This is a genomic window from Rhodococcus sp. KB6 (assembly GCF_001445685.1).
In the GTDB taxonomy this organism is placed as follows: Bacteria; Actinomycetota; Actinomycetes; order Mycobacteriales; family Mycobacteriaceae; genus Rhodococcus_F; species Rhodococcus_F qingshengii.
Window position 1 is genome coordinate 169320 of record NZ_LNAK01000099.1, and the last position, 15096, is coordinate 184415.

A 15096-nucleotide genomic window follows, 5' to 3' on the forward strand; every position below is an offset into this window, starting at 1 on the left:
ATCAGCGCTACAACTCGGAAGCCAGCGGAATTTCCTTCTCCGCGCGGTCCGTCATCCACTCACGGAGGACCTTGGTGGCAATGACGTCGTCCTCGTTGTACTGCAGGATGCGTGTCCGCTGCGTCTCGTCCGGCTCACCGTCGTAGCCGACCGCCTCGCGGTACCACGCCATCGACGCTTCACCCCCGGCCTCGGCGTCACGCCAGTTGAAGCCGGCGACGGGCGCAATCTTCTTGAGCCCCTTGCCGTTCGGGCAGATGAACTGATCACTCACCGCTTGATAGATGTCGACCCACTGCGGACTGTCGATGAACTCGCGAATCTCGTCCTTACTCGGAATCCCGGGTTCACCGGCAAACCTGCGCGCCGAGTCCAACAACCACTTATCCTCGGCTGAACGCGAATAACAGTATGCGGCAAAGGTTTTACCCGAAGCAGCGGCCGCGGCACGCTCCGCCATCAGCCAGCCCCAGAACTCTGCGAACGACCGCGCCTCGTCACGCGTCGGCAGCGGATCCCACGTCGCAAATCCTCGATACATCGAGAAGCCACCGACATTGAGCAACGTCCCCCACAGGTACGCGCCGTGCTCCTGATAGCTCTCCATGTCGACGTCGATCTCGATGTCCGCCCGAGTCACCGAGATCTTCTCGAACCGCCGCACCAACGGAGCATCCACCAACCACGCCTTGGCGATCACTACTGCGTCGTCGAAATTTCCGTGCGGCCAATCCTCTAGCGGCTCACCGTCCCAGGCGGCCAGCTGATCGATCGTGTTGCAGCCCACGTCGCGCAGAAGCTCGGCCCGCGATCCGACAGCCACCAGGCTGACGTCGCGGTTGCGAACCAACTCCTGCTTGCATTCGGTCCACCACGGGCACGACTTGCACTCGCTCACCTGTGACGGAGACGTCAGCACCTCACCGCGGGCCACAGCGATACGGTCGGCGAAACGCTTGTCGTAATCGTCGAGAATCGCGCTGAGGTCGTGGACGAGGATGCAGTCTCCGTTGTATCCGATCGCGCCTGCCGTCAGCGATGGGCTCGCCAGCCCACGACGCTCGAGCATCCGATAGACCTGCGCGACGCGCATCTGATCGCGGACCTGACTGCGGACCTTGCGTTTGGGATCGGCCGCTGGCTCCCATTCGAAGAGCCCCGAGGTGATCGCGCCCTGGCCGGGATCGGTCACCTTGTGATTGACGACAATGACGGGGATGTACCCGCCACCCTCGTCGTCACGGATCAGCATTTCGCAGCGGCCCTTGCGTCCGGTGTCGCGCTCGACCGGCAAGACCGCGCCCCAGATCCGGTCTGCGCCGGCCTCACAGGCAGCCAAGGTGTCGCGAGCCTGAGCCGACGCCGATTGATCAGGGTTGATCTTCACCCAACGCTCGGGAGCAGCGCCGATCACGAGTTCGGCGATCTCCGCGCGCTTCGCGATCGCGGCATCCTGGCGCTGCTTGACGCCGGTGTCGACGGGTTCCGAAGCCGATTTCCCGGGAAACAACCCGTCCAGACGCACCCGATGACGGCATCGGGTCAACGCCCCCGAATCGATGATCGGGAGCTGGGGCGCGGGGTTGTTAACGGAACACACGATGACGAAGATTATGTGCTCCCCTAGGCTGAAGCCGAAGCGCAGGTACCTGGCAACACACAAACACCTGGAAACGGGGTCCTTTTCGATGGGGTTGTTCAAGAAGCGAAAGTCTCGTGCCACCCGCAAGGCGGAGGCAAAGGCTCTCAAGCACAAGGCTGAGGTCGAGGCGAAGCTCAACGCCAAGAGCCAGCGTAAGCGCGACAAGGTCGAGACCAAGTCGCTCAAGAAGCTGGAGAAAGCCGAGATCGAGTCACAGCACAAGATCGAAAAGGCGCAGATCGCGACCCTGAAGGCGCAGGAGAAGGCCGCTGCGAATCAGGGCCTGACCGTCGCCAAGGTGCGTAAGTACCTGGGAGTGGCACGTCTGCTTGCCCCCGTTCTCCTGCCGATCGCTTACCGCGCAGCCACGGCGGTGCGCGCCCAGCTCGACACCACGCGTGCACAGAAGATGGGCATCGCCGTCGACCAGCTCGGTGACTACACCGGTCACGGCGCGAAGTTGAGCGCTCGTATCGCCGGCGCCGAGAGCTCGGTCACCGAGATCCTCAGCCGCAAGCCCGACGACGCGGAGACGCAGCGTTTCGCCGCCGCCATCCGTGAGCGCCTCGGCGACCTCAGCACGGCAGTTCGCGCTGCCGAGCAGATGCCGCAGGCTCGCCGTAAAGCAGCTCACCAGGCGATTTCTTCCGAACTCGACGGCGTCGAAGCAGATCTGCTCGCACGTCTCGGCGTGCGCTAGACCTGAGAACGCCAGTGAGAGCAGCCGAGCAGACCGCGACCCTCCGGGGGACAGCTGTCGGTTCCGCTTCGGCTGCTCTCGCTGTCGCCGCGCACGGGATCGGCGGAGGCGAGCTGCCACAGTCGTCGTCGCTGACCCTGTTGCTCGCCGTCTGCGCAACCGTCGGCGCCGTGACGGCCACCCTTCCCGCCCTCTCACGGGGGCCCGCTGCCTTGATCGTTGCTCTGGGTCTGGGTCAGTTGGCCGCGCACACCACCATGACGCTCTCCGAGCACGCTCATTCGCCCGCTCCGGGATTGGTGATGCTCGGTGCTCACGCCAGTGCCACCGTCGCTTGTGCGGTGGCGGTCCTGGCCGCCGAGCGCCTCTACCGAGTTGTCACCCACGCTCTCCACGTCGTCCTGGCGTCTCTGGCTCCCGCCGCTGTCACTTCCCGCGGCCACACCGTCTCGACCGGAATCCATCACGGACCTGTCGACGCTCTACTTCGCGCCAGCATCTCGCGGCGCGGTCCTCCTGCCCTGGTCTGAAGATTCGTAGAATGCCCCCCTTCACCAGACCAAGAGGACACTTCCCGACATGAAGAACACCCTGATTTCGCGCGCGGTTGTCACGACCGTCGCTACCGGCAGCGCCGTGCTGCTGGCCGCCGGAATTGCTTCAGCACACGTCAGCGTCGTCGCACCAGGAGCTGCGCAGGGCGGATACTCCGTTCTCACGTTCCGCGTGCCCACCGAATCCGACACCGCTTCGACCACCAAACTGACGGTGGCGCTCCCCGACCTCAAGTCGGCACGCACCGAACCGATGCCCGGCTGGACCGCCGTCGTGGAGAAGGACCCCACCTCGTTGGTCGCCAAGTCCGTGACGTGGACCGCCGACCCCGGCGTCGGAATCGCCCCCGGCCAGTTCCAGCAGTTCGTCCTTTCTGCCGGCCCGCTGCCGGAGCAGGAAGAGGTCGAGTTCAAGGCCGTCCAGACGTACAGCGACGGCAACGTCGTCAACTGGGATCAGGAAGAGCTTGCCGACGGCAGCGAGCCGGACAAGCCCGCGCCGACGCTGACTCTCGCCGCATCCACCGGCGATGCTCACGGAGCGCCTGCTGCCGATAACACTGCCGAGACGTCCGCTGCTTCCGAATCTTCTTCGTCAGACAACACCGCGCGCTGGCTCGGCGGCGTCGGCCTGGTGCTCGGCGCCTTGGGCGCTGCACTCGGCCTCGGCGCACTGGTCAGGAGCAAGCGCTGATGAGTACCCGGATCAAGGTCATCACCGTCGGCATGCTCGCGATGCTGGCCACGATGCTCGGAATGGGCACGGCCAGTGCGCACTCCGCGGTGGTCGGCTCCAACCCGGAAAACGGCGCTTCCATTCAGGTTGCGCCTGACAAGGTTTCGGTCACGTTCAACGAGGCTCTGCAGGCGCAGTTCGCGGCACTGACGGTCACCGGCCCGGACGGCAACCTCTGGACCAAGAGCGATCCGTCCGTCGAAGGACCCACTGTCAGTGCAGACCTCGGCGATCTCGGGCCGACCGGCGTCTACACCATCGCGTACCGAGTCACTTCCGCCGACGGTCACCCCGTCAACGGAACTCTGACCTTCACCCTCACCGAGGCGGGGTCGGGCACTCCCGGCGCTGCTGCTGCGTCGAGTACGGGTGAGTCGGAGTCCGGCAGCATGCCGGTGTGGATCTTCATCGTCGCCGGCGTCGTCGTGTTCGGCGGTGCGCTGTTCTTCGTGCTGCGTAAGCCGAAGTCGAGCTGATCGCGTGACGGGTACGGCAAACAGGTGGTGGTTGCTGTTTGCCGTACCCACAGCTCTGCTGGGAGTCCTCATCGCCTGGGGCCTCGCGAGCCCCTCGGGACCCGAATCGTCGAGCACTGTCCGCGTTCTCGCGATCGGATGCGGCTCGTTGACGCTCGGCATCGCGACGCTTGCCTGGATGGGCCGCAGTGAACGCCGCCCGGCAACAACCCCCGCGATCATGTGGACTCAGCTCACCGCGGCGGCAGCGGTTTGGCTCGTCGCCGAGATCACGCTCCTCGTGCTCAATGCCGCAGCCGCAGACGGCGCCCCGGTCACCTCACTGACCATCGGGCACTTCGGCGCATTCGTCTCCGAGGTCAACGTCGGCCGCGTCGGTGTCGCGATCATCGCGTGCGCGTTTGCCGTGGTCTGTTACGGCATCTACGGGTTCACCAATCCCGAGACGGTGCCCGTCGCACCGGCATTGGTCGTCTCCGCGTTGGCGCTCGCTGCCCGCCCGATCACCGGGCACATGGCGCAGCAGAGCTTCGGATCGATCCTCGACGCCGTTCACGTCCTCGCTGCGGCCTTGTGGTTCGGCGTGCTCGCCGCACTCGCGCTTGCCGTACCGTCGCGCGGTGCCTGGGCGATCTGGTTGCCCAAGTACTCCGCTCTCGCCTGGCGATGCGTCCTCGCGCTGGTCGTCACCGGTATCGTCAACGCCGTCGTGCGACTCGACTCACTCTCCGCCTTCTACGACACCGCATACGGCCGGGTGATCCTCGCCAAGATCGTGGCGATCGGACTGCTCGTCGCCCTGGGATGGTGGTGGCGCCGGACATGGGTGGTCGCGAGCGCTGCACACCGCATGAGTTCGGACGGATCCCTGCGTCGCGCCATCGGTGAAGTTGTCTTCATGGCCATCGCATTCGGGCTTGCCGCGGCCCTTGCGACAACTGCGTAAGACGTGCCTCAGCGCGACATTTCGTGACCCGCACATTTAACGTTTCACGTCGAGATTTAACCTCTACGTGAGTTTATTTTCCCAGCTTGCGGCGGTTTCCGGCCCCCCTTAGCGTTGCTCGCATGACGGAGGCCCAACGCTCGTTTCTCGTCTGCGCTTCGCAGCGCAGCGGCAGTACTTTGCTGGTCGAATCCCTGCGAGCAACCGGGGTCGCGGGTGAGCCGGAAGAGTTCTTCCAGTACCTCCCCGAGACCTCGCGATCGCCGCAACCGAGGCAGTGGTTCGAAGACGTCACGGACGAGTCCGTCCTGGGTCTGCTCGCCCCGTTCCACCCGGGCACGCCGGACACTCGCACCTCCGAACAGTGGCGCACACAACTTCTCGAACTCGGCCGAACCCCCAACGGAGTCTGGGGTGGCAAGCTGATGTGGAACCAGACGCCGCTCCTACTCGATCGCGCGGCCGGATTGCCCTGGCGCAGTGGGACGGACCTACGTTCCGCACTCCACGACACCCTCGATCACGACCTGCAGTTCATCCACGTCTATCGAGAAGATGTCGTCGCTCAAGCTGTGTCGATGTGGCGCGCCGTGCAGACACAGGTTTGGCGCGACGACGCGACTCCACCGAATCTCTCGGACGGTGCGCAGTACAACGCAGTCGGAATCGCGCACCTGGTGACGATTCTCGGTGAGCAGGAACGCCAATGGAAGCGCTGGTTCGAGGAAGAGGACATCTCTCCCATCGAAGTCGGGTTCCGCGATCTCACCGAAGACCCGCAATCCGTGGTCGCAAAAACCCTCATCTCCCTCGGCCTCGACGGACAACTGGCCCCGCCACCGCCGCTGCGTCGTCAGAGCGACGGACGATCCCGCGAATGGGTGCAGCGTTATCGCATCGACGCCGAACAGAACGGATATCCCGTCACATGAGCACCGTCACCGATGTCGTCGACGAACTCCGAGTTCTCGAATCCGAAGCGGTTCACATCATTCGAGAGGTGGTGGCAGAACTCGAGAGACCGGTCCTGCTCTTCTCGGCCGGCAAGGACTCGATAGTCCTGCTTCGTCTGGCCGAGAAGGCGTTTCGGCCCTCCCCACTCCCTTTCCCGGTCCTGCACGTCGACACCGGTCACAATTTCGAGGAGGTCATCGAATTTCGCGACCGTCGAATCAAGGAGGGCGGGCACACACTTCTGGTTGCTTCCGTTCAGGATTCGATCGACCAGGGCAGAGTGCAGGAGTCGACCGAGACCAGCGGATCGCGAAACCGCCTGCAGACCAGAACCCTGCTCGACGCTCTCGAAGCTGGAAGGTTCGACGCCGCGTTCGGCGGCGCCCGCCGGGACGAGGAACGTGCGCGCGCCAAGGAAAGAGTCCTCAGCTTCCGTGACGAGTTCGGCCAGTGGGACCCGCGAGCGCAACGGGCCGAACCGTGGTCGCTCTACAACGGTCGGATCAGACGCGGCGAGTCCGTTCGTGTCTTTCCGCTGAGCAACTGGACCGAGCTCGACATCTGGCGCTACATAGCCCAGGAGGAACTGGAACTGCCGTCCATCTATTTCGCGCACCAGCGGAGGGTATTCGAGCGCGACGGAATGCTCCTCGCTGCTTCCGAATTCAGCACCGACGCCGAGAACGCCGCGGCAACGACCGAGTGGGTGCGATATCGAACCGTCGGCGATCTGACCATCACCGGCGCCGTTCGATCGCACGCCACCACTATCGACGACGTCGTCACCGAAATCTCGGCCGCGACGGTTTCCGAACGAGGCGAGACTCGCGCAGACGACCGAACGTCGGTCGCCGCGATGGAAGACCGAAAGCGTGAGGGCTACTTCTGATGACGACCACCATCACTCGCCAACTCCTGCGGCTGGCAACGGCGGGTAGCGTCGACGACGGCAAGAGCACGCTGATCGGACGACTGTTGCACGACACCGACAGCCTGCCAACCGATCACCTCGATTCCGTGACCGACGAGCACGGTGTCGCCGACCTGGCTGCACTCTCCGACGGACTACGTGCCGAGCGTGAACAGGGCATCACGATCGACGTCGCGTACCGATTCTTCTCCACCCCGACAAGAAGTTACGTACTCGCCGACACCCCGGGGCACGAACGCTACACGCGCAACATGTTCACCGGAGCATCCAACGCTCACGTAGCGGTCCTGCTGGTCGACGCGAGGACCGGCGTGTTGCGTCAGACGCGCCGGCACGCCAGAATCGCCGCACTGCTCGGTGTTCCGAACCTTGTAGCCGTGGTGAACAAGATCGATCTGGTGGACTTCGACGAAGCGAGATTCGCTCAGGTGCAGGAAGAATTGCGGGCCTTGGCACGGCAAGTCGGACGCGAGGACGTACTCGCCATACCGGTCTCCGCGAAAGCCGGCGACAATGTCGTGACGCGGTCCGAGAACACCGCGTGGTACGAGGGGCCGACGCTCCTCGAGTACCTCGAAGGCGTCGAACTCCATGCGCCCGCGACGCACATCGAGGAGCTTCGGCTTCCCGTGCAATGGGTTTCGCGCCCCGATCCGCAGAATCGTCGCCGGTACACCGGCCGGATCTCGGCAGGCACACTGAGCGTCGGAGACGAGGTAGTGGTCCTGCCGTCCGGATCGAAGAGCACCGTGATCAGTCTGGACACTCTCGACGACAACCGCAGTACTGCCGTTGCACCACTGTCGGTTTCGGTGGAACTGGCCGACGACATCGACGTCGGACGTGGCGACGTTCTGGTCAGTGGCGGTGCGCAGGCTCATTTGCCGGTTCTGGCCCGAGAACTCGAAGCCACCATCTGCTGGTTGTCCAACACACCGTTGCGCGCGGGCGATCGGATAGCGCTCAAACACACGTCCCGGACCGTGCGAGCGACCGTCCAAGAACTGCACACCCGTCTCGATCCTGAAACGCTCGACGAGCAGGACAGCCCAGTCGAATTGGGACTCAACGACATCGGAACGGTCACGCTCCGAACCAGTTCCGTGGTGGTCGCCGACACCTACGACCACAATCGGGACTCTGGCGCCTTCATCCTGATCGACGAGCAGAGCAACGACACCGTCGGCGCCGGCACCATTCTCGAACCACGCGTCGTCGTTCCCGGCGAGCAGACCCGCAACGACATCAAGTGGCATCCGTCCTCACTCGAACGTCAACGGCGATGGGCGTCTACCACCCAGAGGGGCGCGACGATCTGGCTGACCGGCCTTCCTGCCTCCGGAAAATCCACCGTCGCTGTGGCTGTCGAACGTGCGCTCGTCGACGCGGGACGCACCGCGTATCTCCTGGACGGTGACAACGTCCGCCACGGTATCTCCGACGATCTCGGGTTCTCGCCGGGAGACCGGGCCGAGAACATCCGGCGCGTCGGGCATCTCACTCGACTGTTCGCCGACGCCGGCGTCGTGGCCATCGCGTCGATGGTTTCGCCGCTGCGTTCGGATCGAGCAATTGCGCGCGCTCTCAACGAAGCTGCCGGGCTCACTTTCCTCGAAGTTGCCGTCACCACTCCCGTCGAAGAATGCGAACGCCGCGATCCCAAGGGCCTGTACGCACGTGCGCGGGCGGGTGAACTGAAGGGGCTCACCGGAATCGACGCGCCTTACGAGACGCCGGAGGACCCGGACCTGGCATTCGACACAACCGGCGCTGACATCAACGAGCTGGTCGAGCGGGTCATCGCATTGTTGGAAGAGCGCGAAGCCGCGAGGCCCTAGGGGTTTTCGGTGTCCGACTCGAGGTAACCGCGGTCCGCACTGTAGGCGGACCGCACGTTGGGTCGGACACCGATCTTCTCGAGGTACGCCGCCATGCGGTGCACCGCCATCGCGCTTCCCAATGCCTCGTCCGGGAGACGATCGTCGGTTTCGGCGCGCCACGTGTGAAGCTGCGAGGACAATTCCGCCTGTATTGCCGAGACTTCCGGTCGATCGATCAGATTGATCTTCTCGTCCGGGTCGGCACGGAGGTCGTACAGCTCCCGGGGTGCGCGTACCGCAAGATGCTCGGTGCCGAGCGCTTTTCCGGAAAGACTGTCCTCGATGTCGAGCGGTAGATCCAGAGCGGGGCGGACGGCGTAGTTCTCGATGTAGCTGTAGTCCTTGGTACGCACCGCTCGAATGGGATCGAAGCTGTCGTGAAAGGTCTTCTCCGTGAACAGGGAAGTACGAACGGGTTCGGACGGTTCAGTTCCGCGGTCGACGAGGGCATCGGCGTGCGAGCGCCCTTCCACCTCGGTGGGGACGTCGATTCCGAGCAGATCGAGAATGGTCGGAACAAGATCCACACCACTGAACAGTGTCTCGTATTCCTTTCCGCCACTGCGATACCGCGCGGGAGGCCGAGCGATCAAGGCAATACCGGTACCCGGGGCGTAGAGCGTCGACTTGGCACGCGGGAACGCCGCGCCGTGATCAGTGAGGAAGAAGACCCAGGTGTTCTCGTCGAGCCCCTCTTCCTCGAGGGTCGCGAGCAGTTCCCCCACCGCGGCGTCGGCCACCTCTACGCTGCCGTGGAATTCGGCCAGATCCTCGCGCACCTGTGGCACGTCCGGAAGGTATCCGGGGACCTCCAGGGCTGCGGTGTCCGCCGGGGTATAGCGATCGGCGGGGTACGGGCGATGCGTTTCGAAGAATCCCGTGGTGAGCAGGAACGGCTCGGGCGGGAAGCGTCGTAGCCAGTTCTGGGCACGCGGAACCACGTAGTCGCAGAACGAGTTGGTGACGTCGTACTCGTGGTAGCCCAGTCGCTTCGGATACGCAGTCTCGTGCTGCATGCCGAAGAGCGAGGTGTACCAACCGTGGTCGGAGAGGATCTGCGGGAGCGTCTGCACCTCAGCGTGGTACTCCCAGCCGTGGTGCGCCAACCCGATCAGACCGTTGTTGTGCGGATACCTGCCCGAGAAGAGCGATCCGCGCGAAGGCGAGCACAGCGGCGCCGTCGCGTGTGCGTCGGTGAACCGGATGCCTTCTGCCGCCAGCCGGTCGAGATGGGGGCTGTTGACCCCGGCGACACCGTAACTCGCGAGGTGCCGCCCCAGGTCGTGCCAATGAATGATCAGGACGTTATCTCGCGCAGCCGACACGTGGGCAAGGCTAGTTGCCCCGCCCACGTGCGGCAACAGCTCGAATCAGCAGGATCTCAACTGTTTCTGCAGAGTTGTCTGATCCATCCGCGGGTATCGGCCGGATCGATGACGTCGTCCAGTTCGAACGTGGTCGCCGCCATCAGCGCCTTGCCCTGTGCGTAGGCCAGTTCCACGAACTGACCGAACAGTGTTTCCCGAGCCACCGGATCTTCGACGGACTCGAGTTCCTTGCGGAAACCGAGACGCACAGCACCTTCCAGACCCATCGGCCCGATCTCGCCCGTCGGCCACGCGACCGTGAACTCGGGGGCGTGGAAGGAACCACCGGCCATTGCCATAGCGCCCAACCCGTAACCCTTGCGCAGGATGATCGTTCCGAACGGCACGGTGAGGCGAGCACCGGCAACGAAGAACCTGCCGAACCTTCGAACCGTCGCCTCCTCCTCCGAATCCGGGCCCACCATGAATCCCGGTGTGTCGCACAGCGTCACCAGAGGGATGCGGTGCGCTTCGAGCAGTTCCAGGAAATCCGAAGCCTTGTCCGAGGCTTCCGCGTCGATCGCGCCGCCGAGATGCTCGCTGCTGTTCGCCAGCACACCGTACGGAACTCCTTCGACACGAACGAGTGCGGTTACTACACCGCGTCCGTAGTCTCGACGCAGTTCCAGGACGCTGTCGACGTCCGCGATTGCGTCGATCGCTCCACGAACGTCGTACGAGCGCAGGCGATTCTCCGGCACCACATGCCGCGAGAGCCGCGGATCCGGAGCGGTCCACTCTCCGCTCGCACCCTGGAAGTAGCCGAGGTACTGCTTGGCCAGCGCCACCGCATGAGCGTCGTCGTCAGCGACCAGGTGTACGACGCCGTTGCGGCGCTGCACGTCGATGGGGCCGATGTCCTCGGGGCGAAAGTTTCCGAGCCCGCCGCCCTCGACCATGGCAGGACCACCCATCCCGATGTTGGCGTCCGGTGTCGCGATCAGGACGTCGCACGCGCCGGCCAGGGCCGCGTTGCCCGCGAAACAGCGCCCGGACACGACGGCGACCATGGGCACCCGCCCGCTCAGCGCCGCCATGGCGCGGAAGGTTCCCAGCTCGAGGCCCGCCCCGGCGCCGGCGTCGGTGTCACCGGGGCGACCGCCGCCACCTTCCGCGAACAGCACCACCGGAACTCGCTTGCGATCGGCGATCTCGAGCAGGCGGTCGGTCTTGGCGTGATTGCGCATGCCCTGGGTACCGGCGAGCACCGAGTAGTCGTACGAGATCACGACGCTCTCGCCGCCGCTGATGGTCGCCACTCCGCCGATCAACCCGTCGGCAGGAGTGTTGGCGATCAGGTCTTCCTCGCTGCGTCGACTGCGCTGCGCCGCCAGCGCGAGCGCGCCGTACTCGACCAGGCTGTCGTCGTCGACCAGGTCGTAGACGTTCTCGCGAGCAGTCCGGCGTCCCAGCTTGTGACGCTTCGCCACGGCTGCGGGCCGGGCCGGGTCCAGGGTCACCTCGTGGCGAGCGATGATTTCGGCGAGGTCGGGACGGACGTCGTCGAGGTCCACCTCGTCGACCTCGGCGAGCTTCGATCCTGCGCTTGCACTACGGACGACGAGCAACGGTTCGCCCGCGCCCACCGACCTGCCCGGTGACGACAGGACCCGGACCACTTCGAGATCACCGGGCGCCGAGAGAACATGCTGCATCTTCATCGCCTCGAGGACGGCAACCTGGCCACCCGCATGGATACCGTCACCGACTGCCGCGAGTTCGACGACGATGCCCGCCATCTGTGCACGGACCACATCCTCGTCCGGTGCCACGTCCACAGACGAGGAGGGCGTTTGTGGGCCCACTTCGGGGACAAGGTCCGCCAATCGAGAACCCAACCAGTCGACGTCGACCAGGCCGTCGCGGAAGTCCTTGTCCGACAGTATTGCCTGCAGAAATTCGAGGTTGGTCGCTACACCGTCGATGGCGAACTCACTGAGAGCAGCAATCGACTTACGCACCGCGGCAGGGAAATCCGCTCGACGCGTGTGGGTGATCACCTTTGCCAGCAGCGAATCGTAACGCGCACTCGGCGAGAGTCCGACCGTACCGAAGGTATCCACGCGCACGCCGGGTCCGCCCGGAGGAGTGAAGTTGTCGAGCGTGCCGGAGGACGGCAGCGCATTGCCGTCCGGCGTCATGGTTTCCATGTTGACGCGGGCCTGTATCGCAATCCCCGAAGCGTTTGCCACGGATCCGACTGTCTCCGAGCCCTTCTCGACAGCGATGATCCCTGTTGGCAGGTCCAGGTTCTCGAACGGAACTCCGTCCGCGATCGCGAGCTGCACGGCGACGAGATCGACTCCGGTGACCTCCTCGGTCACCGTGTGCTCCACCTGAATTCGGGGATTGACCTCGAGGAAGACGAACCCGCGTTCCTCGACCAGGAACTCGACCGTCGCGATGCCTCGATAGCCGACCTCGGCGCACAGCCTCGCCGCCGCAGCGTGAAGACGCTCGCGCAGGGCCCCCGACAGCCCCTGCGCGGGCGCAACCTCGATCAACTTCTGATGGCGACGTTGGACGCTGCAATCGCGGTCACCCAGAGCGAGCGCGTGGGTTCCACCTTGCCCCGGTGCCGCCACGATCTGCACTTCGATGTGCCGAGCGTGCTCACTGAGTACCTCGGCGAACAGTGCCGAACTGCCGAATCCCGACTGGGCTTCGGCCGCACACACACGGTACGCGTCGTCGAGCGCTTTCGGGTCGCGCACCGCGCGCATGCCGCGGCCACCGCCGCCGCTGAGCGCCTTGATCATGATGCCGCGGGAGTTGCGCTCGAAGAATTCACGCACCTCGTCGAGGTCGGCGTTCGCCGATGTCGACGGCAGGACCGGCACTCCTGAGTCGACCGCCGCAGTGCGGGCGCTGGCCTTGTCGCCGAAAGTCCGGAGAACCTGGGCGTCCGGGCCGACGAAGACGATGCCCGCCTCGGTACACGCCTGCGCGAATTCGGCATTCTCACTGAGGAATCCGTAGCCCGGGTGCACGTGCGTGGCGCCCGTTTCGGCCGCGATCTTCAGCAGTGCGCTCTGATCCAGGTACGCGGATGCGCCCGACGCTCCGAGCGGCACCGACTCCGTGGCCGCCGCGACGTGCGGACTGGACGCGTCGTCCTCGGCGTACACCGACACCGTCTCGATCCCGAGTTCACGGGCAGTTCGAATGATCCGCAGCGCAATTTCGCCGCGGTTCGCAATCAGCAGTCTCACTTGCCCCCCTGAGTGCGCTCGAACAGATCGCCCTTGCGCACCTTTCCTGTTGCAGTCATCGGAAGCGCCTCGAGCACTTCCACTTCGGGCACCTTGTACGTGGCCATGTTCTCCTTGGCCCACGAGACGATCTCGTCGGCCGCAGTGTCGGAACCCTCGACCAGTTGGACAAACGCAAAAGCCACCTGCCCCTTGTCCGGGTCCGGTTTCGGCACCACCGCAGCCTTTTCGATCGCCGGGTGCAGCATGAGCAGCGCTTCCACCTCGGAGGGAAAGACACTCATGCCGTTGGTCTTGATCATTTCCTTGTTCCGCGCCAAATAGTGCAAACCGCCACGCTCACTGAACTTTCCGACGTCACCGGTCTGCAGCCAGCCGTCACGGATGGCGTCGGCGGTGGCCGCCTCGTTGCGGTAGTACGCGGAAAGGATGGACGGGCTGCGCACGATGATCTGCCCGTGCTCGCCGACGGGAACCGGCCTGCCGTCGTGATCGACGATCAGAACGTCGGTGCCGGGCACCGGAATTCCGCAGAACACCGGCTCGCTTTTCAGGTCGTAGTCGCCGTCCTGGAAGCCGAGGGTGATCGTGTCCGCGGTGTGGGTTTCGGTCATGCCGTAGCTCGCTTCGCGCAGAACGCCGCCGGTAGCCTCGCGCCACCGCTGGCGCGTGGCCGGATCGAGTTTGAGAACGAACGAAACTGCCATGACGTTCTGGAGTGTCGAGAGATTTCGCTCCGCGAATCCTGGCGTGTCCATCAGTTCGACGTAATTGTCGACAGTTCCGACCAGCGAGGTCACGCCGTAAGCCTCGACAGCGTCGAGCGTGGTCTCCGCATCCCAACGATTCAGCAGGACCACGGTTCCGCCGTTGACGAGCGGAACCAGGATGCCGAAGTCCTCACCTGCGATCCAGAAGATCGGCAAGAACACCAGGGACACCGGCGGATTGGCACCCACCTGGTCACCGCCCGCAAGCGTCGCGGTGGCCGCGGTGTAAACCATGTGGCGCTGAGTGTGCTCACAGCCCTTGGGCATTCCCGTCGTTCCGCCCGTGTAGTTCAGGGCGGCGAGGGAATCGAGTTCGGTGGCGACAGGAGTCGCCCGCTCACTGGTGATGATCGACTGCCAGTCGCTCAGGCGCGGATCGTCGACCTCGAAGGGCAGTTCGACGGTCGGGATCGCCGTCAGCATGTCCGACACTGCAGTCTTCGCGACGTGTTCGAGTGGAGTCTGTGAGCGAACCTTCTTCACCAACTTCGAGAAGGTGTTCTGCGTCAGTAGGACCTTGACGCCGGCATCGTTGAGTTCGTGAATCAATTCATGTTCACGGAAGAGTGGATTGATCGGCACGTGAACCGCACCGACCTTGAGAATGCCGAGCATCGCGATATGGAACTGAGGGCAATTGACCAGGTGAACGCCGACGCGATCGCCGCGTTCGACTCCGAGTGACAGCAGCCATCCGGCAAAACGATCCGAAAGCTCGTCGTATTCGGAATACGTGATGACCCGGCCGTAGAAGACGATGGCAGGAGTATCCGGCCGCTCGATCGCCCAATGCCGCAAGTAATCGACAAGTCCCCCACCTTCGAGCGGATACTCGACGGCGCGGGGAATGCCGGCGGGCCAATGCGCTTGTTGCAGCGCAGAGATCTCCGCCAGAGCCGCTTCGAGCACGTCTTGTTCTGCCACCGAT

12 protein-coding genes are annotated in these 15096 nt (G+C 64.4%); 8 read left to right on the forward strand and 4 right to left on the reverse strand.

Going from position 1 to position 15096, the window contains the following annotated elements:
* Positions 1–7 precede the first annotated feature (7 nt).
* Positions 8–1564, reverse strand: coding sequence for a TM0106 family RecB-like putative nuclease (locus ASU23_RS13425; RefSeq protein ID WP_054827774.1), 1557 nt, complete (start codon positions 1562–1564; stop codon positions 8–10).
* Positions 1565–1688: 124 nt separating this feature from the next.
* On the opposite strand from ASU23_RS13425, the gene ASU23_RS13430 reads away from it, so the two are divergent.
* The 8 genes from ASU23_RS13430 (at position 1689) to cysC (ending at position 8777) form a co-directional block, all read left to right on the forward strand.
* Positions 1689–2342, forward strand: a complete 654-nt coding sequence (locus ASU23_RS13430; RefSeq protein ID WP_003944178.1) for a DUF6474 family protein — start codon at positions 1689–1691, stop codon at positions 2340–2342.
* A 14-nt stretch (positions 2343–2356) separates the two neighbouring features.
* Positions 2357–2872 carry a hypothetical protein gene (locus ASU23_RS13435; protein ID WP_030535865.1) on the forward strand — a complete coding sequence of 172 codons (516 nt, stop codon included), beginning with the start codon at positions 2357–2359 and terminating at the stop codon, positions 2870–2872.
* A 49-nt stretch (positions 2873–2921) separates the two neighbouring features.
* A complete protein-coding gene (locus tag ASU23_RS13440; RefSeq protein ID WP_058038085.1) occupies positions 2922–3590 on the forward strand; it encodes a YcnI family protein in 669 nt (222 codons plus the stop codon).
* Entirely contained in the window at positions 3590–4108 is a 519-nt protein-coding gene (locus tag ASU23_RS13445) for a copper resistance CopC family protein (protein WP_029254160.1), read from the forward strand. The genes ASU23_RS13440 and ASU23_RS13445 overlap by 1 nt, the downstream gene beginning before the upstream one ends.
* Before the next feature lie 4 nt (positions 4109–4112).
* Positions 4113–5054: a copper resistance D family protein gene (locus ASU23_RS13450; RefSeq protein WP_058038086.1), complete on the forward strand. Its 942-nt coding sequence runs from the start codon at positions 4113–4115 to the stop codon at positions 5052–5054.
* A 122-nt stretch (positions 5055–5176) separates the two neighbouring features.
* A complete protein-coding gene (locus tag ASU23_RS13455; protein ID WP_007735934.1) occupies positions 5177–5986 on the forward strand; it encodes a Stf0 family sulfotransferase in 810 nt (269 codons plus the stop codon).
* Positions 5983–6897 carry a sulfate adenylyltransferase subunit CysD gene (gene cysD / locus ASU23_RS13460; RefSeq protein ID WP_047272728.1) on the forward strand — a complete coding sequence of 305 codons (915 nt, stop codon included), beginning with the start codon at positions 5983–5985 and terminating at the stop codon, positions 6895–6897. The genes ASU23_RS13455 and cysD overlap by 4 nt, the downstream gene beginning before the upstream one ends.
* Positions 6897–8777 (forward strand): adenylyl-sulfate kinase, encoded by a 1881-nt coding sequence (gene cysC / locus ASU23_RS13465; protein WP_058038087.1) that lies wholly within the window; start codon positions 6897–6899, stop codon positions 8775–8777. Before cysD ends, cysC begins: the two co-directional genes overlap by 1 nt.
* On the opposite strand, the gene ASU23_RS13470 is transcribed toward cysC, so the two are convergent.
* The 3 genes from ASU23_RS13470 to ASU23_RS13480 are packed head-to-tail and all read right to left on the reverse strand — an operon-like array spanning position 8774 to position 15092.
* Entirely contained in the window at positions 8774–10144 is a 1371-nt protein-coding gene (locus ASU23_RS13470; protein ID WP_058038088.1) for a sulfatase, read from the reverse strand. The two genes, cysC and ASU23_RS13470, sit on opposite strands and share 4 nt — an antisense overlap.
* 56 nt (positions 10145–10200) lie before the next feature.
* The gene (locus ASU23_RS13475; protein ID WP_058038089.1) at positions 10201–13398 is read right to left on the reverse strand and encodes a carboxyl transferase domain-containing protein; all 3198 of its coding nucleotides are present in this window, start codon (positions 13396–13398) and stop codon (positions 10201–10203) included.
* Positions 13395–15092, reverse strand: coding sequence for an AMP-binding protein (locus ASU23_RS13480; RefSeq protein WP_058038090.1), 1698 nt, complete (start codon positions 15090–15092; stop codon positions 13395–13397). Before ASU23_RS13480 ends, ASU23_RS13475 begins: the two co-directional genes overlap by 4 nt.
* Positions 15093–15096 lie beyond the last annotated feature (4 nt).